Origin of the sequence: Prodigiosinella aquatilis (assembly GCA_030388725.1) — a bacterium.
Lineage (GTDB): Bacteria > Pseudomonadota > Gammaproteobacteria > Enterobacterales > Enterobacteriaceae > Prodigiosinella > Prodigiosinella aquatilis.
This window is the reverse complement of record CP128857.1, coordinates 3337010-3363998: the sequence shown is the minus strand read 5'-3', so window position 1 is coordinate 3363998 and position 26989 is coordinate 3337010. Positions and strand designations below refer to the sequence as shown.

Here is a 26989-nt window from a genome sequence, read left to right as displayed (position 1 = left end):
ATAATGCTAGATAATAAATCACCCACTCAGCAATTAAACAGGGATTTTAACGAATTAAGTTTGGGGCAACTGTTTGGAATATTGATAGATAATAAATGGCTGATCACATTGATTGTGACGTCATGTATTATCTTGGCCTTTCTTTATTTGTTAATAGTAACGCCAGTCTACCGGGCAGATGCTATGGTGCAGGTAGAGCAGACAGAAGGGAGTTCAATAATATCCAGCCTTTCAACGGTATTGCCTTCTACACCACCTGCTTCAGAAACAGAAATAGAGCTTATCAAGTCCCGGTTGGTGATAGGGAAAACGGTCAATGACCTGAAACTGACAACGGAGGTCAGCCCAGATTATTTCCCGGTATTTGGCCGTCTGTACCATCAGATGACCAGCAAGGGCGCTTGTCCATGTATTTCTTTGTCCGGCCTGAAGGTGTCGGATGCACTGATGGAACAACCGCTGGAGTTAACGGTAACCGGGCAAAATTCATTTAGCCTGACCTATGATGGGGACGTTATCGCGACGGGGAGGGTCAATCAGCCGGTGGTAACTGGCGCGGTCAGCCTGCGTGTAACGCGACTCGATGCCCCCATTGGCACAGTATTTCAGGTCAAGAAAAGAGAAATGCTAAATGTCATTAATGAGATTTTAAGCAATCTGTCTGTTACTGAAAAAGATAAAAACACCGGTATTATTGCTCTTAGCCTGCTGGGTAATGATCGGGTGATGATCCGCAAAATTCTGAATAGCATCACTCAAAACTATCTACAGCAAAATATTGAGAGTAAATCCGCTGAGGCGGCCAGAAGCCTGGAGTTTGTACAACATAAAATTCCTGAGATCAAAAGTGCACTGATATTGGCTGAAGATCGGTTAAGCCGCTACCGTCAGCAAAACGATTCGGTTGACTTGTCTCTGGAAGCGAAGTCTATGCTTGACGGCTCATTGCAGCTTGATAATGAGTTGAACCAGCTTACGCTGAAAGAAGCCGATATATCCAAGCTGTATACTAAAGAACATCCGGTTTATAAGGCGTTGCTGGATCAAAAAAGGGTTATAGAGCAAGAAAAGCAAAAAATTAACAACCAGATTAGTCAGCTACCTAAAACGCAACAGGAGATCCTGGGTCTTACGCGTGATATGGATGTCACTCAGGATATTTATGTACTATTGCTTAATAAGCAACAAGAACTCAGCATCACTAAGGCGAGTAATTTAGGCAATGTCAGGATTGTCGACCCAGCAATAACGCAACTCAAACCAGCTGAGCCTAAAAAAGCCGCCATTCTTTTACTGTCAGTGTTTATCGGGATTATCGTCTCAATAGGATATCTGATGATGCGGACGGTTATGAACCAAGGGGTCAAGAATCCGCTGCAGCTTGAGAACAACGGCATTAATGTCATCGCCACCATTCCGTTTTCTGAGGATCACTGGCATCGCAGTCGTATAAAAAATAGCGCTTACCCACTGGTCGATACACTTGGTGATGCGGTGGCCCTTGAAGCTATCAAAGGTTTGCGTACCAGTCTGCACTTTATCGCCCTGGAAAAGGGCAACAATATCCTGATGGTTACCAGCTCAGCGCCAAAGCTGGGAAAAACCTTTATCAGCGCCAATCTTTCGGTGGTTATGGCGCAGGCCAATAAAAAAGTGTTGCTCATTGATTGCGATATGCGGCGAGGAAAGCTACATGAGATCTTTGGTATCGATAAAAATCTGGGATTATCCTCAGTCTTGTCGGGGCAAGTATCTGCCCAAAGCGTAGTGTTTCAAACCCGTGTGCCTAATATGGATGTCATCCCTCGGGGTAAAGTACCGGATAATCCCTCTGAATTGTTGATGTCACCAAAGCTTAATGAGTTATTAAGTTGGGCCAGTAAAGAATATGACATTGTCATCATTGACAGCACGCCATTATTGGCGGTAACCGACGCTATCATCGTTGGTCGACATGCTGGAATTTCATTGCTGGTTGTTGGGTTCGAAAATACCTCGATGCGTGAAGTTAAAACGGTGATTCAGCGTTTCGAACGTAGTGGTGTGAACATTGATGGTACGGTACTTAACTCGTTTATGAAAAGAGCATTCAATTATTACGCCTACGGTGGTGATTATATTTACTCTTATGAAAAAAAATCTGAAAGCCGGTGATGTATTCTGTTTAAGTCGGTTCATGTACGGCACTCATAAATGAAGTTATCATGACAATATTGAACGTTGGAGTCTGGATTGAAAATAAATCCAGATTATTGAAAGTTGCGTCTAATTTATCCTTAAGACTGTTATCGGCCTTCATTGGCGTATCAGCCCAATTTGTCATGGGGTATATGGTATCTCCCGCACAATACGGGCAATACCTGATTGTGGTGACAGTTTGCAACCTCATGCTTATTTTTTCAAAATGGGGACTGGATACGCTAATTATCAAAGAAATTTCGAAAGAATTCATCAGCCATAAGGTCAGTTTGTTACAACATAAAACCTCAGTGATCTATTTTAGTCTGCTGATTGTTTTCTGTTCCTCCGTACTGTTTATGCTTATTCTCTATTTGGTGAAAGATAGCGGATTGTTCAGTTTTTATTGGTTATCTGGTATCAATGAAAAAATATTTTTATTTATTTCGTGTTTTTTGGGACTCTCAGCAATGGGGTTGTCACTGCTGAGAGGGCAGAGTAAACCGGTAATCGCCGATCTGATAGAGAATATCATCAGACCTGTTTTTTTTATCGCTGTAGCATTTGTTTTTTACTGCTGGTCAGGAATTAATGCACAAAATCTAGCGGTAATTTATATGCTGTCGTTCATGGTGATTTTCTTATGCTGTATTACACTCTCGACCCCTTTACTCCATCCGGTGAATATCTCTTTGGCGTACATAGGCTCTCAAAAGGGGCATTGGTTAAACCAGGCACTGTTTATCAATATTACTGCTATCATCAGTTTTGCCTATTTCCAACTGGATACCTTGCTGGTTGCCAAATTTCTCGGTAATGAGAGTGCCGGTGTCTACGGCATGGTGTGTAATTTTACTCGGTTTATCACCATGCTGGCGACGATACTTTCCCTGCAGTTTCAGCCGGTCTTTGTCAGGCTCAGTGAAAGAGCGAACCATGGTGAATTATTCAGTGTTCTTAAGAAGTGTCTGTTAGTTTCATACCTGTTTTCACTGGTCGCCTTTATAACATTGGTCATTGCTGGACGCTTTGTTCTTCATCTGATCAATCCTGCTTATGTTATCGGCTATCCAGCGTTGGTCATGGTCTCTTTTGCTCATACCTTCAATGCGTTGGCGATTGTTCTTATTGCTTTTGGTAACGTGGTTAACCTCCACAAAAAAGTCATGGTGTATTACGTCCTTGGCGCGCTGGTGACTACCGGTCTTGATCTGATCCTTATCCAAAAGATGAATCTGATTGGAGCTGGATTGTCATTAGCCTTGGGATTACTGTTTTTTAATGTCTTTATATCTATAGCAATATTGAAAAGAATGAAGAGCGAACGACATAATGAAATCAAATAAAATAATCTGTTATCCGAAGGTATCTCGATATGAGTTTGGTAATTATGGAATAGGGGGTCCAGGTCTGGGAAATATGTTATTTCCCTGGAGCAGAGCGTGCGTTTTTGCTAAAGATAATCACGGTATTCTGCTTAGTCCAGCCTGGGCTCAAATCAAGCCGGCGCGTTTATTACGTGGTGATATGGATCGGCGGAATTACTCAGGTTATTTTAAGCACAATAATGAGTGTTGGTCCGGGTTGAAAAAGATAATGGCAATTTTAACCACCCGAATCATTGATGAAAGTCAACGGCATAAAGCAGTATTGCAAAATAGTGTCATCGTTAAATTTGAAGGGATGGCGACTCTTTTCGAGGAGATCAAATCTGAGTCTGCTTTTATTCGTCAGAAACTACTCGATATCACTCGTGAAGAGCATAAAAAAGCCCTATGTGAGGATTTTTCGCGTACGCTCTGCGTTCATATACGACTGGGTGATTTCCAGGCGCCAACGCCACAAGCGCTGAGCAATGGCAAGACTAATACCCGTATTCCTCTATCCTGGTACATAAAGTGTGTGGAAAAAATCAGAGAGCAATACCCAGTGCCGCTGAAAGTTTGTATATTTTCTGATGGAAGCAATGAAGAGCTCGGTGAAATGCTTTCGATGAAAGATACTTACCGGGCTGATTATGGCAGTGCCGTAGCAGACTTATTAGCGCTGAGCTGTGGCAAGATACTTGTCGCCTCAGGTTCCACATTTAGCATGTGGGCCAGCTATCTGGGGCGTATGGATGTCATTTGGTATAAAGGGCAGTTGAAGCAAAAACTTTACCATGATGGTGAAGCATTGGAAGTCGAATGGGACGGAGAGGACAATAGCCTGGATAATATGTTTGAGAATAGGCATTAACATGTTTATTGTTAATGCTATTTTAGCGATACTTACCATTTTATTGGTTTTATTATCTGTAGTTAACTCTGCTCGCAACGGGTTTTACGATATTATTTCAGGGTTGATAGTGGGAGTGTTGGTTTTTATTGCCATGCCATTGGTTATGGTGTTTGCTTTCGGTGAAATACCGCCCAGCTTTCTGTCAATTGATACATTAACGTTGCACGAAAATAATGGTATTTATTTCTTTATATTCCTCTTTGTTTCGTTGATATTGTTGGTTAACGTGTTGACGAAAAATATCAACTTTACGTTGAAACCTATTATTGACAAAAGTATTAGTGATAAGTGTACAGATATTTTTGCTTTTTTAGTCATTGGATTGTATTTTTTTCTTACTGTTATTATTGTTTTATCAACGAATAAAATATCGGGAGGGCACTGGAATGAAGCCTCACAAGATATGTATGAAAATAGTCTTGTGTCCGTTGTGCTAGGTAACTTCTCCAACGTCTATCGTGTTATTTACCCGATGATATTAGCTTTGTTAAGAGTGGATTGTAAAATCAGCAAAAGAACTTATTCTATTCTGCTGCTTTTGTATCTGGTCATTGAATTGGTTTTTGTGAATAATCGAATAGTAGTGCTGTTTGCTGTAATGTCCTTAGCCTATGTTAATAAAAAGAGATTGGTCAGATTCTCCTTGGCTTGTATGATTATTTCTCCTTTTGTCGCATTTATTAATTATGCATACCCGATTGCACGGGGACTGATGTGGGTCAATGGGTTTTCAATTCAGGGAATAAGTGATGCATTTAGCCTGGCGATTGCTTACCGAATGAATGAACGATCCAATGGCGAAGGTTCCTTTTTTGCAGAGATATTCAATAACCTGTTTGAAGCATTCAATATGAACGTGTTTAAATATGTTTACAACACGTTCGGACATATCCATGATTTCTATTATGGAAAGACAGTTTTGCTCAGAAGTTTTTCTTTCTTTATTCCGTCTTCGATTTGGCCCGGGAAGCCGGCGGGTATTGGCGTTAATTTAGGGAACATGATTACAGGTGAAAATATACTGACCCTCAACTCAACACCATTGGGGGAGTTTTATGGTAATTTCGGTTGGTATTCACTTATCTTCGCGCCAGCCTTATTTTTTATCATTTGGTTGATATCAAGGCCGTTGTTGGGAGTTAAGTCCATGAGCTTTTGTTTATTCATGATCAGTTTTGCAGCTCTGCGGTTTGATTTTTCTTTTATCATGATTTCTATCTTTACTCTTTATGTTACTACACTCATGACCCTTGCGATTTATTTGTTCAGATATCCTTCGTTGCGTTGAAGATAAACATGTTTATTCTGATATATAGTGTGTCAGTATTTTAGTTTCAGGGTGTTATTGAAAAATGCACGGTGATTGTCAATAATATTGTGCCAGAGGAAGTGATGAAATTATTCTTTTTTCAACCTTACATGACTACTTATCGTGAACCATTTTTTGAAGATATTCATTGTAAAACCAATGGTGAATTTGAAGTTATTTGCAGTGTAACTCCACAGGATTTTTACAGTTCTGATAAAGTTCATTTTAAGATGACGTCGTTGGCGATGAAAAAAATAAGCAGACTGTTTTTTTTTCGTAACATACCCTGGAAGAGAATCCGTCAAACACCATCTTGTGTGATTCATTTTGCTGATTTTAAATATATTAGTCTCTATCAAAGTGTCTTATTAAAATGTATATCATTCACCAGGGTCTATTTGCATGGTCAGGGTGGATATAAATCGCATGGTACGATAGCGAAACTGTTTTATTTTTTCTCTGTTTTATTAACTGATGGTTATATTTGTTATAACGAGTTCTGTGCAATAGAGCTTAAAAAGAAATTGCCCTATTTTTTACATAGAAAAGTATTCCATATCGATAATTGCCTGTATCTCAACCCTGTCGAGAAAATCAATGCCGATGCAGGAAAAAGTATTGCTTTCATCGGGCGCATCAGACCCCGCTGTGGCCTGGAGGAATTACTCGATGCATTGGAACTGGCCAGGCAGAAGGACACCAGCCTAACCATCGAAATTGTTGGTAGCGGTGATCCCGATTTCATTGTCGGTCTGTCACGGCGCTACAGCTTTGCCCATTTTCATGGTGCCGTTTATGACGAGGAGCATATTAAACGCCTTCTATCATCTTGCCTGGCGGGCGCGTATGGCGGCGATGCCGGACTATCAGTCGTTCACTACATGGCACTGGGCTTGCCGGTCATTGTTCACAATGATTTGCGCCAGCACATGGGCCCTGAGCCGGCTTATGTCAGGGATGCTAAAAATGGTTTGCTGTTTGAAAAAGGCAATATCAACAGTCTTAGCAAAAAGCTACTGCAACTCGCTGGTGATCGTGAATTGAGAAACCGTCTGGCGGGCGCTGCGCTTGATACGTTCCACACATTGCAGTCTCCCTCTATGGCTGACAAGTTATTGAACATTATTAAGGAATAGATCGTGTTATTTTTAGTGGATATGCCACCGCCGGTACATGGGATGTCAAATATTAATTTGGCGATGTACAACCGTGTATTAAATGAAAATATTGCTGTTGTTGTTATTGATACTACGCCACACTGGTGCAATCTGAAGACGCATACCCGGCGCTGGAAACTGGTTAAAATATTCCACGCATTATGGGTAATGATAAGAATCTTAAAGTATTGTGTGTTCAGTCCAGACAAGAAAGTCTATCGGCCGATTAACGGAGATCGTGGGCAGGTTTTCGATTATCTGTATCTTGGATTATTGAGTTGGTTCAAATGTTCTATTATTATTCATCATCACTCTTTTAACTATATTCATACGCAAAAAAAACTGTTCAAGAAATTGGTGAAAGTGCTACAAGGAAATGTTCGACATATTGTTCTTAGCGATAATATGGGTGCGTCGCTTTCAAGACTTTATGGTATACCTATAAAAAATTTTATCACGATTTCCAATGCCTCTTTTTTTAATGATGCGGAATGCTGTACACAGCAGCGGCGACATGACTCAACGCTTACTCTGGGGCATTTATCGAATCTGTGTCTTGATAAAGGGATTGGAATTATATCCAAGACGATTGAATCATTAAATAAAACCACCATTCCTTTTACGTTTATTCTGGCTGGGCCGTTCGCGGATGAAGTATCCAAAAGAATTGTTACTGAGTTGTGTGAAAATAATCATAATGTAAAATATATTGGTCCTGTGTATGGCGAACTCAAGAAAGCGTTTTTTAGTAATATTGATATCTTTTTATTTCCTTCCGTTTATAAAAATGAAGCAGAACCATTGGTGTTATATGAAGCTGCGCAGCAAGGCGCATTGCTGATTGGCAGCGAAACTGGCTGTATGAAAGAGATGATTTCTTCTCTGGATGGAATCAGCGTAGGACTGCCGCCAGAGAGAGAATGTCCTGATTTATTCATTGATGCTGTGGTGTCATATATCACAGCGACGCCAATGAGCGACGTACAACGCGCGAAAAATCATCGTAAGAATCAGTTTCAAATTCTGGTGGCAAAGAATCGGTTAAAATTGCAGCAACTAATGAAGGATTTTACCGATGTATGAACTTGATAAATTTAGCCTTCCTCCAGGCTTTAGAGGACGTTCATCATTAATTGTCATTATCTGGTGGGCGGTTCAGGCAACACTTTTTTCCTGGTCACCGCAATTTTGTTATCGCTGGAGAGTTTTTCTGCTCAGAGTATTTGGTGCCAAAATTGGTAAAAATGTTCTGATAAGGCAGTCGGCAAAAATAACTTATCCCTGGAAACTCACCATTGGAGATTATTCATGGATTGGTGATGATGTGGTGTTATATACCTTGGGCAAAATTCGTATCGGCCATCATTCCATAATATCTCAACGTTGTTATTTGTGTACGGGCAGTCATGATTACCTCTCATCCGGTTTCGATATTATAGAGAAACCTATTTATATTGGAGATTCTTGCTGGTTAGCCACTGATGTCTTTGTTTCACCTGGTGTGAGTATCGAGAATGAATGTGTAGTTGGGGCACGCAGTTCAGTATTTAATAATTTGCAAAATAACGCTATTTATCGGGGGACTCCAGCAGTAAAAATTCGGGATAAAGTCTGACATTACTTATTTTTTATTAATGGGGTTAATATGACCAAAGTTGCACTTATTACAGGTATTACTGGGCAGGATGGGTCTTATCTGGCAGAACTTCTGCTTGAGAAAGGCTATGAGGTTCATGGTATTAAACGACGTGCTTCATTATTCAATACAGAACGTGTTGATCATATCTACCAGGATCCTCACGAAACTAACCCGAAATTCTCTCTTCACTATGGGGATCTCTCTGATACTTCGAATCTAACCCGGCTTCTGGCTGAAATCCGCCCTGATGAAGTTTATAACCTGGGCGCAATGAGCCATGTGGCGGTGTCCTTCGAGTCACCCGAGTACACTGCGGATGTTGATGGTATTGGTACCTTGCGTTTGCTTGATGCCATCCGTTTTTTAGGCATGGAAAAGAAAACACGCTTCTACCAGGCTTCAACCTCAGAATTGTATGGTCTGGTTCAGGAGATCCCGCAAAAAGAGACTACGCCTTTTTATCCACGTTCGCCCTATGCAGTGGCAAAACTTTACGCTTACTGGATAACCGTCAACTACCGCGAAGCTTATGGCATGTATGCCTGTAACGGCATTTTGTTTAACCATGAGTCTCCGCGCCGTGGAGAGACCTTTGTTACCCGGAAAATCACTCGGGCATTGTCCAACATCTCGCAAGGCCTGGAAACGTGTCTATATCTTGGCAACATGGATTCATTGCGTGACTGGGGTCATGCAAAAGATTACGTCAAAATGCAGTGGTTGATGCTTCAGCAAGACAAACCACAGGACTTTGTTATTGCCACCGGGAGTCAGTATTCAGTGCGGCAATTTGTTGAACTGGCCGCTAGAGAACTGGGAATTACGTTGCGTTTTGAAGGGCAGGGCGTTGATGAAAAAGGCATTGTCGCGGCAGTAAGCGGCGATGACAACGTTAATGTGCAGGTGGGTGATGTGATTGTTGCGGTCGATCCCCGCTATTTTCGACCGGCTGAGGTGGAAACGCTACTCGGGGACCCTACTTTGGCAAAAGAAAAACTGGGTTGGGTGCCCGAAACTACCCTACAGGAATTGGTAGCTGAAATGGTGCAGAGTGATCTCGAATCAGCGAAAAAATTCAAACTACTTAAATCACACGGTTATGGCATATCAATTTCCATGGAGTGAGTCGCTGATGAACAAACAACGCATCTATGTGGCAGGCCATAAGGGTATGGTAGGTTCCGCTATTGTACGCCTGTTGGCAAAAAGAGATGATATTGAACTGGTATTGCGCGACAGAGCCGAGTTAGATCTGATTGACGCCAAAGCAGTGGATCGTTTTTTTTCCCAGGAGAAGATTGATCAGGTTTATCTGGCGGCAGCTAAAGTCGGTGGTATTGTCGCAAATAACACCTATCCAGCTGATTTTATTTATCAAAATCTGATGATTGAAAGCAATATCATTCATGCCGCACATTGCCATGATGTCAATCGACTGCTGTTCCTGGGATCATCCTGTATATACCCTAAAATGGCGGTGCAGCCAATACAGGAAAGCCAGTTGCTGACCGGTGCTCTGGAAGAAACTAATGCACCTTATGCAACGGCGAAAATTGCTGGGATCAAGTTGTGCGAATCTTATAATCGTCAGTATCACCGAGATTACCGTTCGGTTATGCCCACCAACCTTTATGGGCCAGGCGATAACTTTCATCCAACTCAATCCCATGTTATTCCCGCGCTGATGCGCCGTTTCCACGAAGCAGCACTGAACAATACGCCCGAAATATGGGTATGGGGCAGTGGGAATCCAATGCGTGAATTTTTGCATGTAGACGATATGACCGCCGCCAGCGTGTATGTTATGGAGCTGGATGTTGCGATCTATCAGGCTAACACCCAGCCGATGCTGTCTCATATTAATGTGGGAACCGGGGTTGATTGCACCATCAGAGAATTGGCGGAAACCATAGCCCGTGTGGTGGGATATAGTGGCAATATCCTGTTTGATGCGACGAAACCGGACGGCACACCGCGTAAACTGTTGGATGTCACGCGGCTTAAAAACCTTGGCTGGCACGCTACGATTTCACTGGAGGACGGGTTAAAACAGACTTATCAATGGTTCCTTAATAATCAATCGGCTTTTCGAACATGATCAGCTCTTCCTGGCACTTTATTCCTGTCTGAATTCACATCACATCACATCACATCATGACGTGATGTGATGTGTTGCTCTCTGATTGTTTTGTTAATTACCCAATAGACGGTGATGTTATTCCGTGGGGGGAAAGCTTGGCCGATGAAAATAGTGATTTACGGAATTAATTACAAGCCTGAATTAACCGGGATAGGGCGATACACGGGTGAAATGGCAGAGTGGATGGCAGCACAAGGCCATGACGTTCACGTTATCACCACGCCGCCTTATTATCCTGAATGGCAAGTCCACCGAGGTTACAGTGCGTGGCGTTATCGAAAGGAGGTAAACGGTAACCTCACTGTGTACCGTACCCCTATTTATATACCTACCAAGCCCAGCACGTTGAATCGTCTGATTCATTTGAGTAGTTTTGCGTTGAGTTCACTGTTTCCTTTGCTGGCGCAAAGAAGGTGGAAGCCAGATAGGATCATTGCTATTGCGCCTACTCTGATTGCCGTACCAGGTATGTTGATGTTATCCCGATTAACGCGGGCGAAAACCGTGTTGCATATTCAGGATTTTGAAGTGGATGCCATGTTGGGTCTGGGCATGGCCAGTGAGGGCCGTTTTGCCCGGTTGGCCAGAGCGTTTGAAAAAAAATGTTTGTGCTCAGTCGATTACGTTTCTCTTATTTCACATTCAATGGCCAGTCAGGCCATTAAAAAAGGCGTATGTGCCTCTAACACACTGTTTTTCCCTAACTGGACAGAAATAGAACGTTTCCTCAACGTCGATGAGATGAGTGTCGATATCTTACGCCACCAGTTGGGGTTAGCCACCGATAAAAAGATTGTGCTTTATTCCGGAAATATTGGCGAAAAACAGGGACTAGAAACTGTTATTTCCGTTGCAGAGCAGTTGCAGGATCAAGACATTATTTTTCTCATCATCGGGGAAGGTGCAGGTAAAGCCAGACTTGAAAAAAGCGTGATTGAAAAGCAGCTAACACGAGTTGTGTTTAAACCATTACAGCCTTATGAGCAACTGCCCGCATTACTAAAAATGGCCGATTGTCATCTGGTTATTCAACGTAAAGGCGCGGCAGATGCCGTTTTACCGTCCAAACTGACCAATATTCTTGCTGTCGGAGGAAATGCCGTGATAACCGCGGAGAAAGATACCGAATTAGGGCGTTTATGTCTCATGCATAAGGGTATAGCGACTTGCGTGGAACCGGAATCTTTTGAATGTTTGCTTTCCGGGATCACTTACGCTTTAACCCTGCCTAAATACAATGCGATTGCTCAGGAATATGCTCGGCGGTCACTTGATAAAGAAAACATTTTGAGCCAGTTCATTGCCGACATCAGGGGGTGATAATGAAAAGTTCTCCGTTGTATCCCGTTATTATGGCCGGCGGTAATGGTAGTCGACTGTGGCCTCTTTCCCGCACCTTGTATCCCAAACAATTTTTGTGTCTCGACGGTCTGAGCTCCATGTTGCAAACCACTATTAAGCGTCTTGATGGTATTGCTTGTGAAGACCCGATTGTTATTTGCAACGAAGCACACCGCTTTGTTGTCGCGGAACAATTGGGGCAGATGGGTAAGTTGACCAAAAATATTATTCTCGAACCTGAAGGACGAAATACGGCACCAGCCATTGCGCTGGCGTCATTATTCGTGACTAAAAAATCACCATCGTTAAATAGCATCATTGACAATGGTGACGGGGATGATGACCCGTTGTTATTAATCCTCTCTGCCGATCATGTTATTCGTGACGAGGAAATATTCCGGCAAACGGTACTTAGTGCTATTCCCCTGGCAGCAGCCGGTAATCTGGTGACTTTTGGTATTGTGCCTGATGCGCCCGAAATCGGTTATGGTTACATTAAGCGCGGTAACCCATACTCTCTACAGACTGCAACGGACATTGCTTACCATGTCGCTCAATTTGTCGAAAAACCGGACGTTGACACCGCCCGGCAGTATCTCGAAAGTGGGGAGTATTACTGGAATAGCGGGATGTTCCTGTTTCGCGCCAGCCGCTATTTGGAGGAGATTGAGCGCTGCCGTCCCGATATTCTGGCCGCATGTCAGGCCGCTGTGGGTCTGACCATCCCCGATCTGGATTTTTTGCGAGTGGATAGAGCGGCTTTCATGGACTGCCCGGACGAATCTATCGATTACGCCGTCATGGAGCAAACTGATGATGCAGTCGTTGTGCCGATAAGTGCGGGATGGAGTGATGTAGGTTCCTGGTCATCATTATGGGAAATAAGTGATAAGGATGGTCACGGCAATGTTCATCATGGCGATGTGCTGAACTACCACTCAGTCGGTAACTATGTCCATGCTGAGTCTGGGTTGGTGACTACTGTAGGGGTAGAAAACCTGATTATTGTTCAGACCAAGGACGCGTTGTTGGTGGCCAGCCGTGAACGAGTGCAGGACGTTAAGAAAATAGTCGAGTTGCTTAAGTTACAAGGGCGTTCTGAACATTATATCCATCGGGAGGTTTATCGTCCCTGGGGGAGGTATGACTCCATTGATACAGGGGAACGCTATCAGGTTAAACGCATTACGGTAAAACCCGGAGAAGGATTGTCTTTGCATATGCATTATCACCGGGCAGAACACTGGATTGTTGTTGGAGGAACGGCAAAAGTCACCAAAGGTACGACTACGCAATTAATCAGTGAAAATGAGTCTATTTATATTCCTCTGGGTGAACAACATTGCCTAGAGAATCCTGGCATGATCCCTCTGGAATTAATTGAGGTGCGTACCGGTTCTTATATTTCTGAAGATGATATTGTCCGATTAAAAGATCGCTATGGTCGTATCTAAGTAATAAAAAACAAACAGTTTTGTTTTCTATAACTGAATAGATGAGCTTACTTTAATATATCTAAGGATATGGTATGACTTTTCCTCTAACATGTTTTAAAGCCTACGATATTCGTGGGCGTTTAGGTAGTGAATTAAATGAAGATATTTCCTATCGTATTGGTCGCGCTTATGGTGAGTTTTTTAAACCTAAAAATGTGGTGGTTGGCGGAGATGTCAGATTAACCAGTGAGGCCTTGAAAAGAGCGCTAACGGAGGGATTAAGGGATGCGGGAACTGATGTTATCGATATAGGGTTGAGTGGGACAGAAGAGATCTATTTTGCCACTTTCTATTTAGGGATTGATGGTGGTATCGAAATAACTGCCAGCCATAACCCAATCGATTATAATGGAATGAAACTGGTGCGCACCGGTGCCAGACCGGTGAGCGGCGATACAGGTTTGCGGGATATACAGCGTCTGGCTGAGATTAATCAATTCCCTCCTGTCATTGAACAGCAACGGGGGAGTTATCGGACACTTTCATTGCTTAGCGAATATGTCGATCATCTGATGGGTTATATCAACCCTGAAAATTTTACTCCGATGAAATTGATATTCAATATTGGAAACGGTGCAGCTGGACACGTCATTGATGCTGTGGAAAAACGTTTTCAGCAACAGGCTATTCCTCTGACATTTGTCAAAGTGCATAACACGCCCGATGGCCATTTTCCCAATGGCATCCCAAATCCTTTATTACCAGAATGTCGGGCAGAAACCGCACAGGCGGTATTACAGCATAAGGCAGATTGTGGCATCGCTTTCGATGGCGACTTTGATCGCTGCTTCTTTTTCGATAATCGGGGGGAATTCATCGAAGGTTATTATATTGTCGGATTGCTAGCTGAGGCTTTTTTAGATAAGCAGCCGGGCAGTGTAATTATTCACGATCCCCGACTGAGCTGGAATACCATTGACGTCGTAAAAAAAGCGGGAGGGAAACCGGTAATGTCGAAGACTGGCCATGCTTTTATTAAAGAAAGGATGCGTAAAGAAGATGCCGTCTATGGCGGTGAAATGAGTGCACATCACTATTTCCGTGATTTCTCCTATTGCGATAGCGGAATGATCCCCTGGTTGCTGGTTGCAGAACTGATGTGTACCAAACAAACTACGTTGAGTAAACTGGTCTGTGACAGAATATGTGCTTATCCCTCATCCGGTGAGATTAACAGTGTACTGTCGTCGCCGGATACGGCTATCGCCAGAGTCTATGATCACTTCTCATCTCAAGCATTATCGGTAGATAAAACCGACGGTATGACTCTGGAGTTTATCGACTGGCGATTTAACTTACGCAGTTCAAATACCGAGCCGGTTGTCAGACTAAATGTTGAATCTAGAAATAATCCCGACCTGATGAAGCAAAAAACACAGGATATATTATCTCTGTTGCGATTGTAAAAATCGGTTCTGTTATTTCGATATTTCCATTTAGTAAAAAGCTCAGTATCACAGTGAGATATTTTGCTACATGATGGGTATATTATGACAAATTTTAAAAGTGCTCAAATCAGAGCAAGCACATCAGTTATTCTAATGGTGCAGCGTTTTGCTGATGTGACAATTATTCTTCTTTCAGTCTATTTTTTTTATTTAGTGAGGAATGATATCTTTTTTAACGAAAAGATGGTGTTGGTTCTTATCTCTCTGGCCGTTTTTATGATGATTGGCGAAATAGAGAACGTATATCACCCCTGGCGAGGCGTGAAGTTTACGACGGAAATAATCATTTTGCTGCAGAGCTGGTCACTGAGTATTATCGTTACTTATTTTATCACTATGTTATTCGGTATTGATTCCGATTTTATTCGTATTAGTTTATTTTTGCAGTGGTATTTCTGGGTTTCTGTGGGTTTATTCCTCAGTCGTTTGAGTATCAGGATGATGACTCGATTAATTCTGCAAATGAGAAAATTTTCTCGCAATGTTGCAATTGCAGGAGCGCTACCAGTGGGGATCAATCTGGCCAGGAGCTTTAATGATGCCCGGTGGATGGGATTTAACGTCGTAGGTATTTATGACGATAGTGCCCAGAAGCAACAGATGGATTTTCCTTATGCTGGTGACTTTCAGACGCTGGTCCAGGAAGCCAGAAACGGTAATATCGACAGAGTTTATATTGCCATGCCGATGTCTGAAGAGATGAAGATAAAAAGTCTGGTTTGGGAGTTACTCAATACCACTTGCTCGGTCATGCTTATCCCCGACACCTCTTCACTGAGCATTCTGCAAATCGGTAGCGAAGAGGTGAACGGCGTATCAATTGTGTCGCTTGTTGACACGCCAATAAACGGTATTAACCAGGTACTCAAAAGGTTGGAAGATATTATTTTGTCCTCAAGCATTCTTTTGATTATTTTTCCACTGATGCTATTGATTGCAGCGGTAATTAAATTAACCTCGCCTGGTCCGGTAATTTTCCGTCAGACTCGTTATGGTGTGGATGGTAAGCCGATTGATGTGTGGAAATTTCGTTCGATGCGTGTCACGGAGAATGGAGACAATATTATTCAGGCAGTCAAGGGAGATAAACGTGTTACCCCGGTGGGGCGTTTCCTGAGACGCACTTCACTGGATGAGTTACCGCAGTTCATCAATGTACTTAAAGGGGATATGTCCATCGTTGGGCCACGTCCACATGCAACTGCCCACAATGAACAGTATCGGATTCTGATTCGTGGGTATATGTTGCGTCACAAAGTGAAACCGGGAATTACCGGACTGGCTCAGATTAATGGTTGTCGTGGGGAAACCGATACCCTGGATAAGATGTCTGCCAGAGTGGAGTATGATCTTGAATATATCCGTAACTGGAGTCTTTGGTTGGATATAAAGATATTTTTCATAACCTTCTATAAAGGTTTTATCAGTGATAGGTCTTATTAACATTTTATACTCGCCATACGTCAAGTTGCATGCGCGTTGGCGGTACTCCATTACTCGACCTATCCTTGACCTTTAGGACCGCTGCAAGCAAGTGTTCAAATCTACTCCCGGCAGATTTGTCATCCGAATCACTTACCTGAGTAAGTTCATCGGAATTCCTTCGCTTGCCAGCTTCCTGCAACTCGAATTAGTTAGTGTATATGTTGCCATTATCACACGCGATGTTCTGTAGTACGTGTTCTGTATTATCTCTGATGTTGGGTTATATAGCGGGAGTTTGTTATGGCAGCAAGAAATAGATCTTTATTGAAGTCGATTGACCGTTCCAGAAGGATATTAGGCATTAAAGCATTATGGTGTTTGCTGCCGTTGTCATTTCTGGCCACAGGTAAAACCTGGTCGTCAATGAAATCACCGGCAACGTCACTCATCCCGCCGGAAAATTCCTTTTCAACGGTACCGCGGTATACCGATACCATCAGTATTCTGGATTTCAATGCTGAAACGTCGTCTGCTGATAATTATGCCGCTATTCAGGCAGCGCTGGATTCGGGTAAACACGTTTATATCCCTGACGGGGAATATAGCGTGTCCAATACACTGCTAATCAGACATTCGGGACAAAAAGTGTTTGGATCAGGCTCTATCGTGATGTCAAAAGGAGAAGTTAAAAATGTCTTCATAGCGGAAGGCATAAATAATATCACCTTTGATGGCATTACCGTTATTGCCGGCGGTGGTATCGGATCTATTTATCACACCTGCTGTATTAAATTGGTGCAATGCAGTTACCCAACGGTAAACGACTGTACTTTATCCGGGCATATTGGTGGTGCAGTTCAGTTGGTCAATTCTCATTACGCTGTCATTAGCAGTAACCAAATTGGTGCGGCCGGGGATGCCGGGCAGGAGGAGGCATTCTCTATTGATATCGCCGTCTATTTTAGCGGTAATGGTAATCATATTCGTGGTAATCGGTGTTTGGGGCAGGGCGGCTATGGCATAGTGGTACAGACGTTGAATGATTCTCCGGGGGATTTTGATCGTATTGATAACACGCTGATCAGCGAAAATATGATTGGCAAACACAGCTGTTACGGAATACTGATGTACCGTGGCAAACAACGCTCCCAGGTAGTGGGTAGTGTAGTCAGCACCAATATTATTGACGGTATCACCGGGTCGAGAAAGAATCCGGCCAAAGGGGATAATAGCTTTGGTGCCGGGATTTATCTGCAAGGCGCAGAGGGGATATCGGTTACTGCAAACAATGTACGAAACTGCAACCAACAAACCACCAGTGAGTTATTGGCACCGGCCGGAATTGGAATATCTAATTCCAAACGTGTGACGGTGGTGGGTAATATCATTGAAGACTGCCACTATCATGGTATTGATGTGAATGACTCGAATCATGATGGATCGATTATCGGCGGAATCAGCATTAGCGGGAATATGTTGCGTAATATCCAGAAAACCGGTGTTCGTATTGTCACTGCGTCAAATATCTTGATAAGCAATAATACGCTGGATACGTGTGAGCATGGTATTTATGTCTCCTCGCAGAAAAGCAAAACGCCCTGTGAAGATGTGGTCATCGCGTCGAATATCGTTAAAAATGCGCGGGTGAATGGCCTCTATGCCATGTTTTCCCAGGGCTGCATTATTTCACTTAATAGGGTCGATAAGTGTGGCGGCTCAGGCATTGTGCTGTTCAGTTCCGGCAATACCAAAATTGCGGAAAACATACTGAGCTTCGCCGTTGTTAGGGGCGTTGATATTGATGCCACCTGTTTCGGCTTGAATGTGGTCAGCGGCAATATGGTGACGGATAGTCATACGGCTTTTCATTTTGCAGCCAAAACACAGAGCGTCAATAACCTAAGTAGCAACAGCAAACTTGAATGAAGTATTCCGGGCTCCCGACAATCGAAAAACGAAACGGCCCCAGTCGGCGGTGCGACATCATTTGCGAGCTACTCAGTTCGCCACTGCGGATCGCAATATCAAACCCTTCATTAATCACTGCTACTATCCGCTCGCTAAAATCGAAATCCAGTTCTACCTCGGGATAGCGCTGACGAAACTCAGACAAATGCGATAACAGCATGCGGTAGCCGATGGCCGGGACGGTAATGCGTAATCGGTCTGCAAAGCCCGATGGTACTGACACTGCTGGTTGGACCGCACTGTCGCTGGCATTGTGCAGAAATGCGCAACCCCGTGAGGTAATGGCGATGTGTCAGAAGGATCTGTCGCCGTAATTCACTTCCAGTACCGGACGCAGCCGTGCGTAGATTGTTTCAATCTCCGCCGGTATATCCACCTCAGCAATAAAGTCGGCACCTCGGGGGCCGTATCCTCCTGGTGCATTGCGCAGACGGGGGATCTCCCCCAGCAGCAACGAAGCAAAACGGGGTAACGACCACAGACTCTGGTTATCTATTCCGGCAAAACGCAGGCTTTCGCCATCGCGCTCAAGTTGTGGCACAAATGTCGGCCAGTTAAGGAAACTGATTTCAGGACGATCACGCCAGACGTGACGGAAACTGGCGTCGGTGCGTAATTGCATCAGCGGATCCTGGGTCAGAGTGATTTGCGCATGCGTATCACCGGCGGCTTCCAGCACACGGCGTGCCTGTAACGCATTATCGCCACAGTTGGTCGAAGCAGTTTCCAATAGCAACTGCTCTGGCGACAGCGCAAAGCACCGCACGCCGATGTCATATAACACTTCAGCTTCGCTGCGCCCATCAGTGGCAATGTGCTGATAACGCGGATGTTGCTGCACCGCTTGGTATAGCAACGTTGTGGAATGACCGATGCCTCCGGCAATCAGCAATCTTGAAACAGAACCCCGAGTCAGTGCCTGAAATGCCGCCTCAGCAGTAGGTAAAATCGCGTTGCCCAGCAGGATCAATAGCGAAGGCTTGCCAACCGGCCCGTGTCCGGTCGTCTGATCGTAAGCGAGAAAACGTGCCAGTTGATTCATATCGGCAATAACAGCATCAGAAAACATCACCATCTCCCTTCAATAAGTTCTGACATCAATAATTGCTTAACCTGACGCAAAAAGGTAAAAATTTCATCACTAACTCAGTAATCAATAAGATTAAATGTAAGTCCATAGAACAAAAATTATTTTTAAGACGCGGTTTGCTTCAACGTTGATGGCACCGGATTTCTCTCCTGAATCATTTATCTGAGTAAGCTCATCGGGATTCACTCTCTTGCCGCTTTCCTGCAACTCGAATTATTTTGAGTATAAACAATCCGCCAGTAAAACGATCCATCCACTTGACTATCGACGCTTTATTAAGGAGGTGAAACATACGACGGGTCATTACTATCAATAGTAATGACCAGAGTGTACCAATCATAACGGTGTCATTAATTTATTTAATGAGCATCTGTCTGTTGTATTGACTTAACGATCCAATCATTTTATGTGTAAGTGTTATTGTTAGTAACAGAATATTTTATTTATGAGAAAGCAATGAGTAATTAATTTTAAATTTAGTAACTTTGTAATCCCTTCGACTTTTGCACTTCGGTTATCGAGACGCCTTCGGATAGTTGTGGTCATGCTGACCTTTTCCCGAGCGTTGGAAGGTGAAGAGGGCGGGAACGATGGAGCACTCATTGTGGGTCTATTTGTGAATTTAGTTAAGAGTGATGAAGAATAGTGTTGCTTGCGTAAACTATGTGACACATCGTACGATGCCAGACAGTGGAAAAAATTAATATGGGATCAACGGAACGTCTACCTCGCCAGATGTTTGAGAGTGCGGGAAGTACTCGACCTCCGTGTGAAAAAGATCAGTCTGACTGATCACCCAATATTCCGTATGGGTCCCGGTCAATGAGGCCTACGGGCGGATAGTGCGTACTGATGCGCTACCGTTCGTGTTTGACATGGCCTCATTGTCCGCCGTGCGTGTTTAAGTCCACAAGCAACTATAAGAGGATAATCAATATGGCATACGCTAGCACCAATCCCTACACGGGAAAAATCCTGAAGACGTTCCCTAACGCTACTGACATGGAAGTGTCACAGGCATTGGAACAGGGTCAAGCAGCTTTCCTTAAGTGGAAGGATGTCACCATCGCTGAGCGTGTTGCAGTGCTGCAGAAGGCGGCTGATTTGCTGCGCAAGAAATGCACTGAGTACGCCGGGGTACTGACTCTGGAGATGGGGAAGTTGCTAAGCGAAGCGAAAGCGGAGGTTGAATTGTCCGCGGCGATTTTTGAGTATTACGTCGAGAACGCTGAAAAGCTTCTGGCACCGGAGACGCTGCCATCCAAGGATCCGGCAGTGACTGAGGCGATGATAGTGCACGAACCGCTGGGGATTATTCTGGCGATTGAACCCTGGAACTTCCCGTATTATCAAATCGCCCGCATCATCGCCCCACAGTTGGCCGCTGGCAACGTGGTCGTACTTAAGCACGCCTCTAACGTACCCCAGTGCGCTGACGTCTTTGAAAAATTGATGCTTGAGGCCGGTTTGCCGGTCGGTGGCTTCAAGAATCTCTACGCCACCCGTAGCCAGATCGAGATGATGATTAACGACCCACGTGTGCATGGCGTGGCGCTGACGGGCTCGGAAGACGCTGGTGCCATTGTTGCTGCTCAGGCGGGCCAGGCGCTGAAGAAATCCACGATGGAACTCGGTGGTGCTGACGCTTTTGTGGTGCTGGCCGACGCTGACCTGGATAAAGCAGTGAAGTGGGCGGTGTTCGGACGCCACTGGAATGCGGGTCAGGTATGTTGCTCGTCCAAGCGCCTTATCGTGGTCGAGGCCATCTACGATGAGTTCGTCAAACGCTATGCTGCGGGTGTGGCCGCGCTCAAGGCCGGCGACCCGATGGATCCATCGACCACCCTGGCGCCACTGTCTTCTCAAGGTGCAGCCGATGATGTCATAAAACAGGTCGAAAAAGCGGTCGCTCAGGGGGCTACTGCTACCGTGATCGGTGCCGAAGTACCATCCACCGGCGCTTTCGTCCGACCCGTGATGTTGACAGAATTGACTGTGGATAATCCCGCTTATTATTGGGAGTTCTTCGGTCCGGTATCGCTGATCTTCAAGGCCAAAAACGAGGCGGAAGCCATCGCTATCGCCAACGACTCACCGTTTGGTCTCGGTGGTTCGGTATTTACCCAGGACATCGCGCACGGTGTTGAGGTAGCCAAAAAGATCTCTACTGGTATGGTCTACATTAACCACCCGACTGCTGTGAAGGCTGACTTGCCTTTCGGTGGCGTGCGTCGTTCTGGTTATGGGCGCGAGCTGATTGATCTGGGCTTGAAGGAGTTTGTTAACCACAAGTTGATCGGTGTGACGGATATCGACGGTGCGTTTTGACGTGTTGTTAGCGCGGCCTTTTAGGTCATGAAAGTTCCTGTCATGATGACTTCGTGCCAGCCGATTCATTGGTAGCAACGAAGTCCAGATGCATGAAAGGTTTTGCCTGCCGGGTATTCCTGTTTCGTTGGGAAAGCCCGGCAGACGGACTAAGGTGGTCTGGATCAGTGGCAGTCATTGGCCAGCGCAGCCGATTACGTTCTGGTGAATTACGCTTCTCGCCTCATTTAGCATTTTTGATAAGGGTGACAACGACATTACGTGAGTGCAGCCAATGTTTACTATTTCGGAAGTAAAAAAGGACTCACTTGAGCTGAAAGCGCTTATCTCTGAGCTGGATGCTTTTCAATTGCCACGCTATCCCCTGGAAAGCGCTCACTGTATTGATTTAAGTGCACAAGATGATGATGCGATTTGTTGTTTATTAGTTCGAAATTCAGATGGGGCAGCTATAGGTTGTGGTGCATTATTATTTCAGGATGGAAATGCGGCTGAAATAAAAAGGGTTTTCATTAAGCCATCCTGTCGAGGTGTAAAGTTAGGGTATAAAATCATTTCCCATCTCGAAAAAATTGCTATTGTGAATGGTTGTAAAATAGTGAGACTCGAGACAGGTATTTATCAACAATCTGCGATAAAGCTCGTCGTTAACGGACATGGCGACATACTGATGGGATGAATATATTAAAATAGTCAATTACAAAACTTATATTATCATCTCAACCTCTCATTTTTCGTTGCAACACCGCCTGTATTACCAACAGAACGTTAATAAAAACATTGCGAAATAAATAATAAATCTATCAATTGTTATTGATGATAATCATTTTATCCCCAACATACTTTACGTTGTCAGTGTGCTTGTGCTGGTCGCTTTTACTCACTCCAGTTACTTATTTATACAAGCACCTGTGGATTGACTTGACTGCCGCCTTCCTATGATTTGAATTATTTAAGGTGTGTTTAGTTAATATGGATATAAAATGTTGACGAATTGTTTATGCATTGATATGGTTGGTAGCCATTAGAGTCATGGTGTTTATATATCAATAATAATGACTGGGATTGTTTTATCAGGGAAAATATCGGTAATTCTTGCTTTTTTACTAATATTTTCTGGGAATATTGTTGATGAATAAAGAAATCAGTTATTTTATAGAAAGAAAGCTAAAGACCTATGGGAATGTTTTATTCGCTTACTTTATGATGGATAAATCTTCTTTATCAAATCCTGTTTTTATTTCTAACTACCCACAAAAATGTATTGATACCTATATTGATAATAAACTTTTTATCAATGATCCTGTTATACATTTATCTTTAAAAAGAGTAACTCCATTTTCCTGGGATGATAACGATCTCGCTGTCTTACGGTCTGAAAATGAAGATGTTGCCATGTATCTAAGGGAACATGGCATCACCGTAGGTTACACATTCGTTCTTCACGATCATGATAACAATCTGGCGATCTTGACTATTGCTAACAATGATGAAAAAAATGATTTTGAGGATTTTATAAAGAACAGAGAAAATGATTTACAAATGTTGTTAGTGACTACTCACGAAAAAGCAATGAGATATAAACACTTCGTTAAAGGTAAAACGGTGCCTTTGGATTGCTTGCAAAGTGCATTGATTACACCACGTGAAACAGAAGTGCTTTTCTTGGTTAGTAGAGGGAATACTTATAAAGAGGTGTCCAGAACACTGGGTATCAGTGAGGCAACAGTGAAATTCCATATCAATAACTCTGTCAGAAAACTTAATGTAATTAATTCTCGCCATGCCATAAGCAAAGCACTCGAGCTCAATCTGTTTCGAGCCTTCACGGAATCGCTAATGACCAAAAAATTGGTTGCAATATAGTATATTTAATACCCACATTCCATTATGTAGCTAACCAACCTTTAGATGATGTTGTACATTTAATACCTATATAAAAGAATAGTATCACCTATACCAATAATATCTTCAGACTATTCTTTTACGAAGATTATTTTTTTATCTGATTAGTTATAATCAACGCAGAATTAAAAATCGATCTCTTCGTCATATAAGGTATATCACTGTGAGCAATGGTTTTTGTGTCATTTATAAAGGAACAGATGCCGATATAAACAAACTTCAACAATCCTTTAGTGGCAAAGGTGAAGTATTACATAGCGGGTATCTTTATATAGGTCAAAACACGTCCTACCATAAATTCTCTTTTGAAAAAGGGACTGCTTATCTTATTGGCACACTCTACAATCCAGATTTTCTGAAAACGGTAGCCGGAATGTGGGACGGGGAAGCCTATACCGCAAATAATGCCGCTTTACTGGCTCTGCTGTATATGCGTCTTGGTGAAGGGGCGCTTGCGATGGCAGAAGGAGAATTCTGCTTCTTGATTGAAGATCCTCAAGGTGAATTGACCTTGGTGACCGATTCACGGGGTTTCTCACCCGTTCATGTTGTAGAAGCGGGAAAAAATTGGGTTACTAATTGTCTAAAATTTGTGACTACGGTTGAAGATGAGAGCGCATTAAATTTTGAAAGTGAAGATCGGGTTTGTGAGCGTTCTCTGCGGGCCGATGATTATACACCCATAAAAAATGCTCAACGTCTGAAACCAGGTTCAATCAATGTCATTACCTATGATAGTGAAGGTTATTTATTCAATAACTGCAAAGCACTGGTTAACCCATCCAGTAATCACACCTTGTACCTGCATCGCAAAAGCCTTCTTGGCCTGATCGAACGTTACCTTACTGCCCCTCTCGACGAATTATCCCAATGCTATGATACGGTAGGGATTCCCCTTTCGGGTGGCCTCGATTCTAGTCTTGTCACCGCCATGGCCAGCCGTCGTTTTAAACAGCTTAATACGTATTCGATTGGGACAGAACTCAGCAACGAGTTTACGTTCTCTCAACAGGTAGCTGATGCTTTGGGAACACACCATCAGGTGAAGATTCTTTCCGAAGCCGAGGTTATCAACGGCATTATCGAGTCTATTTACCACAACGAAATTTTTGATGGTTTATCTGCTGAAATTCAGTCGGGTTTATTTAATGTCTATCGGCAAGCACAAGGGCAGGTGAAGTGCATGCTGACAGGGTATGGCTCTGACTTACTGTTTGGCGGCATTCTTAAACCCGGCATGCAATACGATAATCCTAACCAACTCCTATCCGAGCAAGTTTATCGCACCCGTTGGACTGGGGAGTTTTCAACACATGGCGCTAGCCATTATGGAATTGATGTTCGTCACCCCTTCTGGACCAATCATCTGATTGCCCTCTGCCATACGCTGGAGCCCGATTACAAAATTTATGACAACGAAGTCAAAAATATTCTGCGTGACTATGCAGATACGCTTCAACTGCTACCGAAAGAAATCGTCTGGAGAAAGAAAATAGGTATCCATGAAGGATCATCGGTTAACCAGGCGTTTGCCAATGTACTTGGATCCCAGGTTGATAATTATCAGGTCAAGAGCCGCTTTACCTACCGTGTTTATAAAGCATTTTTACAGCGGAGACTGACCATTGATGAAGTCACACCATCACAACTTAGCGCTTTGATTAATTAGGAATAATTATGGTATTAGAAGAAAACCGAGGAGCGGTTAGGTTAATTACGCTGAACCATCCTAATGAGCACAATCCTTTCAGCCGTTCACTTGAAGATAGTGTTAAGCAAGCACTTGCCCGAGCCAATGATGACGATGCTGTGCGAGCCGTGGTGGTATATGGCGGGATCGATCGTTCTTTTTCTGCTGGCGGTGATTTCAATGAGGTTAAACAACTGTCCCATAGCCGCGATATTGAAGCCTGGATTGACAGAGTTATCGATCTGTATGAAGCCGTACTGACTGTAAATAAACCAACGTTGGCCGCCATTGATGGCTATGCCATCGGTATGGGGTTCCAGTTTGCGCTGATGTTTGACCAAAGGTTAATGTCAAAAACGGCGAATTTTGTCATGCCAGAATTAAAACATGGCATCGGTTGTTCCGTCGGTGCGGCAATTCTGGGATTTACCCATGGCTTTAGCACGATGCAAGAGATCATTTATGAGTGTCAATCGCTTGATGCGACACGCTGTATTGACTACCGGCTGGTTAATCAAATCGTGGACAGCGAGGTGCTGCTGGATATCGCCATTAAGCAAGCGGAAAGCATGGCAAATTATCCAGTTGCTGCGTATCGCAATACAAAGAAAACAGTAAATCAACCGTTTATCAGTCTACTTGAAGAAACGCGCGAAGCGTCGAAATTGGTTCACAAAGCGGCTTTTCAGGCGAGAGATGCTCAACGTCATTTTAAAGAAGTGCTAGGCGAAAAATATTAAAAGGAGAGGGTAATGGATAACAATGTGAAATTTAATCCGATCATGGCATCTGGTTTTGGTGCTTATATCGATCATAAAGATTTTCTGGAAGCAAAAACTGAAGTCATAAAAAAACTGCTGATGCGGCAGGGATTTGTGGTGGTTAAAAACCTGGATATTGATGCCGATACCTTTCGCGATATTTATTCTGCCTATGGCACTATCGTAGAGTATGCGGACGAGAAAATCGGTGTGGGGTTTGGTTATCGGGACACACTAAAGCTGGAAGGGGAGAAGGGTAAAATTGTCACAGGACGTGGTCAATTACCTTTTCATGCCGATGGTGGTCTGCTGCTTTCTCAAGTTGATCAGGTATTCCTGTATGCAGCAGAGATCAAAAACGTGAAATTCCGAGGTGCGACTACGGTATGTGATCATGTCCTTGCTTGCCAGGAAATGCCCGCTCACTTATTACGCGTACTTGAGGAAGAGACCTTTGAAGTTCGCGTTTTAGAACGAGGATATTATGTTGATGTATCACCTGCGGGGTGGTTTAAGGTGCCGGTTTTCACTGATCTCGGCTGGGTGAGAAAGATGCTTGTCTATTTCCCATTTGATGAAGGGCAGCCAGCTAGTTGGGAACCGCGTATCGTCGGTTTCAGTGACCAGGAAACCCGAACTTTCTTTAAGGAATTAGAAACTTTCTTCAAGCAACCCCGCTATTTCTACAAACATTTCTGGGAAGATGGTGATTTACTCATCATGGATAACCGCCGCGTGATTCACGAACGTGAAGAATTTAACGACGATAATATTTTGCGTCGACTCTATCGCGGACAAACAGCTGATCTTTGATCCACCTCTTTCCGGTGTATT

Annotated in this window: 22 protein-coding genes; 20 read left to right on the top strand and 2 right to left on the bottom strand. The window is 43.6% G+C overall.

From position 1 onward, the window contains the following. The first annotated feature begins 3 nt into the window (after positions 1–3). The 14 genes from PCO85_15585 (at position 4) to PCO85_15520 (ending at position 18339) form a co-directional block, all read left to right on the top strand. Positions 4–2154: a polysaccharide biosynthesis tyrosine autokinase gene (locus tag PCO85_15585; GenBank protein WJV52640.1), complete on the top strand. Its 2151-nt coding sequence runs from the start codon at positions 4–6 to the stop codon at positions 2152–2154. 50 nt (positions 2155–2204) lie between these two features. Further along, the gene (locus PCO85_15580; GenBank protein ID WJV52639.1) at positions 2205–3524 is read left to right on the top strand and encodes an oligosaccharide flippase family protein; all 1320 of its coding nucleotides are present in this window, start codon (positions 2205–2207) and stop codon (positions 3522–3524) included. After that, complete coding sequence (locus tag PCO85_15575) at positions 3511–4416, top strand: alpha-1,2-fucosyltransferase (GenBank protein WJV52638.1); 906 nt, start codon at positions 3511–3513, stop codon at positions 4414–4416. Before PCO85_15580 ends, PCO85_15575 begins: the two co-directional genes overlap by 14 nt. A 1-nt stretch (position 4417) precedes the next feature. Beyond that, positions 4418–5746, top strand: a complete 1329-nt coding sequence (locus tag PCO85_15570; protein ID WJV52637.1) for a hypothetical protein — start codon at positions 4418–4420, stop codon at positions 5744–5746. Between the two features lie 104 nt (positions 5747–5850). Continuing rightward, the gene (locus PCO85_15565) at positions 5851–6903 is read left to right on the top strand and encodes a glycosyltransferase (protein ID WJV52636.1); all 1053 of its coding nucleotides are present in this window, start codon (positions 5851–5853) and stop codon (positions 6901–6903) included. 3 nt (positions 6904–6906) lie between these two features. Further along, complete coding sequence (locus tag PCO85_15560) at positions 6907–8007, top strand: glycosyltransferase family 4 protein (GenBank protein WJV52635.1); 1101 nt, start codon at positions 6907–6909, stop codon at positions 8005–8007. Then, the gene (locus PCO85_15555; protein ID WJV52634.1) at positions 8000–8539 is read left to right on the top strand and encodes a putative colanic acid biosynthesis acetyltransferase; all 540 of its coding nucleotides are present in this window, start codon (positions 8000–8002) and stop codon (positions 8537–8539) included. The genes PCO85_15560 and PCO85_15555 overlap by 8 nt, the downstream gene beginning before the upstream one ends. 30 nt (positions 8540–8569) lie before the next feature. Then, positions 8570–9688, top strand: a complete 1119-nt coding sequence (gene gmd / locus PCO85_15550; GenBank protein ID WJV52633.1) for a GDP-mannose 4,6-dehydratase — start codon at positions 8570–8572, stop codon at positions 9686–9688. Between the two features lie 7 nt (positions 9689–9695). After that, on the top strand, positions 9696–10661 hold the full coding sequence (locus PCO85_15545) for a GDP-L-fucose synthase (protein ID WJV52632.1): 966 nt from the start codon (positions 9696–9698) through the stop codon (positions 10659–10661). Positions 10662–10805: 144 nt separating this feature from the next. Continuing rightward, the gene (locus PCO85_15540; GenBank protein WJV52631.1) at positions 10806–12023 is read left to right on the top strand and encodes a glycosyltransferase WbuB; all 1218 of its coding nucleotides are present in this window, start codon (positions 10806–10808) and stop codon (positions 12021–12023) included. A 2-nt stretch (positions 12024–12025) separates the two neighbouring features. After that, entirely contained in the window at positions 12026–13498 is a 1473-nt protein-coding gene (locus PCO85_15535; GenBank protein WJV52630.1) for a mannose-1-phosphate guanylyltransferase/mannose-6-phosphate isomerase, read from the top strand. 74 nt (positions 13499–13572) lie between these two features. Then, positions 13573–14946 (top strand): phosphomannomutase CpsG, encoded by a 1374-nt coding sequence (gene cpsG / locus PCO85_15530; protein WJV52629.1) that lies wholly within the window; start codon positions 13573–13575, stop codon positions 14944–14946. Positions 14947–15030: 84 nt separating this feature from the next. Further along, positions 15031–16431 carry an undecaprenyl-phosphate glucose phosphotransferase gene (locus PCO85_15525; protein ID WJV52628.1) on the top strand — a complete coding sequence of 467 codons (1401 nt, stop codon included), beginning with the start codon at positions 15031–15033 and terminating at the stop codon, positions 16429–16431. Between the two features lie 282 nt (positions 16432–16713). Then, positions 16714–18339: a right-handed parallel beta-helix repeat-containing protein gene (locus PCO85_15520; protein WJV52627.1), complete on the top strand. Its 1626-nt coding sequence runs from the start codon at positions 16714–16716 to the stop codon at positions 18337–18339. Here PCO85_15520 and PCO85_15515 read toward each other — a convergent pair. Continuing rightward, positions 18305–18604 carry a LysR substrate-binding domain-containing protein gene (locus tag PCO85_15515; GenBank protein ID WJV52626.1) on the bottom strand — a complete coding sequence of 100 codons (300 nt, stop codon included), beginning with the start codon at positions 18602–18604 and terminating at the stop codon, positions 18305–18307. The genes PCO85_15520 and PCO85_15515 overlap by 35 nt on opposite strands. Before the next feature lie 69 nt (positions 18605–18673). Beyond that, positions 18674–19450, bottom strand: a complete 777-nt coding sequence (locus tag PCO85_15510; protein ID WJV52625.1) for a YdcF family protein — start codon at positions 19448–19450, stop codon at positions 18674–18676. A gap of 957 nt (positions 19451–20407) precedes the next feature. On the opposite strand from PCO85_15510, the gene PCO85_15505 reads away from it, so the two are divergent. From PCO85_15505 to PCO85_15480, 6 genes are all read left to right on the top strand, one after another. Next, positions 20408–21799, top strand: coding sequence for an NAD-dependent succinate-semialdehyde dehydrogenase (locus PCO85_15505; GenBank protein WJV52624.1), 1392 nt, complete (start codon positions 20408–20410; stop codon positions 21797–21799). A gap of 274 nt (positions 21800–22073) precedes the next feature. After that, positions 22074–22478 (top strand): GNAT family N-acetyltransferase, encoded by a 405-nt coding sequence (locus tag PCO85_15500; protein ID WJV52623.1) that lies wholly within the window; start codon positions 22074–22076, stop codon positions 22476–22478. A gap of 452 nt (positions 22479–22930) precedes the next feature. After that, a complete protein-coding gene (locus PCO85_15495) occupies positions 22931–23665 on the top strand; it encodes a LuxR family transcriptional regulator (protein WJV52622.1) in 735 nt (244 codons plus the stop codon). 202 nt (positions 23666–23867) lie between these two features. Then, positions 23868–25373: an asparagine synthetase B family protein gene (locus PCO85_15490; protein ID WJV52621.1), complete on the top strand. Its 1506-nt coding sequence runs from the start codon at positions 23868–23870 to the stop codon at positions 25371–25373. 8 nt (positions 25374–25381) lie between these two features. Continuing rightward, positions 25382–26134, top strand: a complete 753-nt coding sequence (locus PCO85_15485; protein ID WJV52620.1) for an enoyl-CoA hydratase/isomerase family protein — start codon at positions 25382–25384, stop codon at positions 26132–26134. A 12-nt stretch (positions 26135–26146) separates the two neighbouring features. Next, positions 26147–26968 carry a TauD/TfdA family dioxygenase gene (locus PCO85_15480; GenBank protein WJV52619.1) on the top strand — a complete coding sequence of 274 codons (822 nt, stop codon included), beginning with the start codon at positions 26147–26149 and terminating at the stop codon, positions 26966–26968. Positions 26969–26989 lie beyond the last annotated feature (21 nt).

Excerpts from the sequence above, each read along its gene's own strand:
- cpsG (WJV52629.1), top strand. The coding sequence starts at position 13,573 with ATGACTTTTCCTCTAACATGTTTTAAAGCCTACGATATTCGTGGGCGT.
- PCO85_15555 (WJV52634.1), top strand. The coding sequence starts at position 8,000 with ATGTATGAACTTGATAAATTTAGCCTTCCTCCAGGCTTTAGAGGACGT.
- PCO85_15505 (WJV52624.1), top strand. The coding sequence starts at position 20,408 with ATGGCATACGCTAGCACCAATCCCTACACGGGAAAAATCCTGAAGACG.
- PCO85_15545 (WJV52632.1), top strand. The coding sequence starts at position 9,696 with ATGAACAAACAACGCATCTATGTGGCAGGCCATAAGGGTATGGTAGGT.
- PCO85_15585 (WJV52640.1), top strand. The coding sequence starts at position 4 with ATGCTAGATAATAAATCACCCACTCAGCAATTAAACAGGGATTTTAAC.
- PCO85_15500 (WJV52623.1), top strand. The coding sequence starts at position 22,074 with ATGTTTACTATTTCGGAAGTAAAAAAGGACTCACTTGAGCTGAAAGCG.
- PCO85_15570 (WJV52637.1), top strand. The coding sequence starts at position 4,418 with ATGTTTATTGTTAATGCTATTTTAGCGATACTTACCATTTTATTGGTT.
- PCO85_15535 (WJV52630.1), top strand. The coding sequence starts at position 12,026 with ATGAAAAGTTCTCCGTTGTATCCCGTTATTATGGCCGGCGGTAATGGT.
- PCO85_15485 (WJV52620.1), top strand. The coding sequence starts at position 25,382 with ATGGTATTAGAAGAAAACCGAGGAGCGGTTAGGTTAATTACGCTGAAC.
- gmd (WJV52633.1), top strand. The coding sequence starts at position 8,570 with ATGACCAAAGTTGCACTTATTACAGGTATTACTGGGCAGGATGGGTCT.
- PCO85_15525 (WJV52628.1), top strand. The coding sequence starts at position 15,031 with ATGACAAATTTTAAAAGTGCTCAAATCAGAGCAAGCACATCAGTTATT.
- PCO85_15565 (WJV52636.1), top strand. The coding sequence starts at position 5,851 with ATGAAATTATTCTTTTTTCAACCTTACATGACTACTTATCGTGAACCA.
- PCO85_15540 (WJV52631.1), top strand. The coding sequence starts at position 10,806 with ATGAAAATAGTGATTTACGGAATTAATTACAAGCCTGAATTAACCGGG.
- PCO85_15480 (WJV52619.1), top strand. The coding sequence starts at position 26,147 with ATGGATAACAATGTGAAATTTAATCCGATCATGGCATCTGGTTTTGGT.
- PCO85_15580 (WJV52639.1), top strand. The coding sequence starts at position 2,205 with ATGACAATATTGAACGTTGGAGTCTGGATTGAAAATAAATCCAGATTA.
- PCO85_15510 (WJV52625.1), bottom strand. The coding sequence starts at position 19,450 with ATGTTTTCTGATGCTGTTATTGCCGATATGAATCAACTGGCACGTTTT.
- PCO85_15520 (WJV52627.1), top strand. The coding sequence starts at position 16,714 with ATGGCAGCAAGAAATAGATCTTTATTGAAGTCGATTGACCGTTCCAGA.
- PCO85_15495 (WJV52622.1), top strand. The coding sequence starts at position 22,931 with ATGAATAAAGAAATCAGTTATTTTATAGAAAGAAAGCTAAAGACCTAT.
- PCO85_15575 (WJV52638.1), top strand. The coding sequence starts at position 3,511 with ATGAAATCAAATAAAATAATCTGTTATCCGAAGGTATCTCGATATGAG.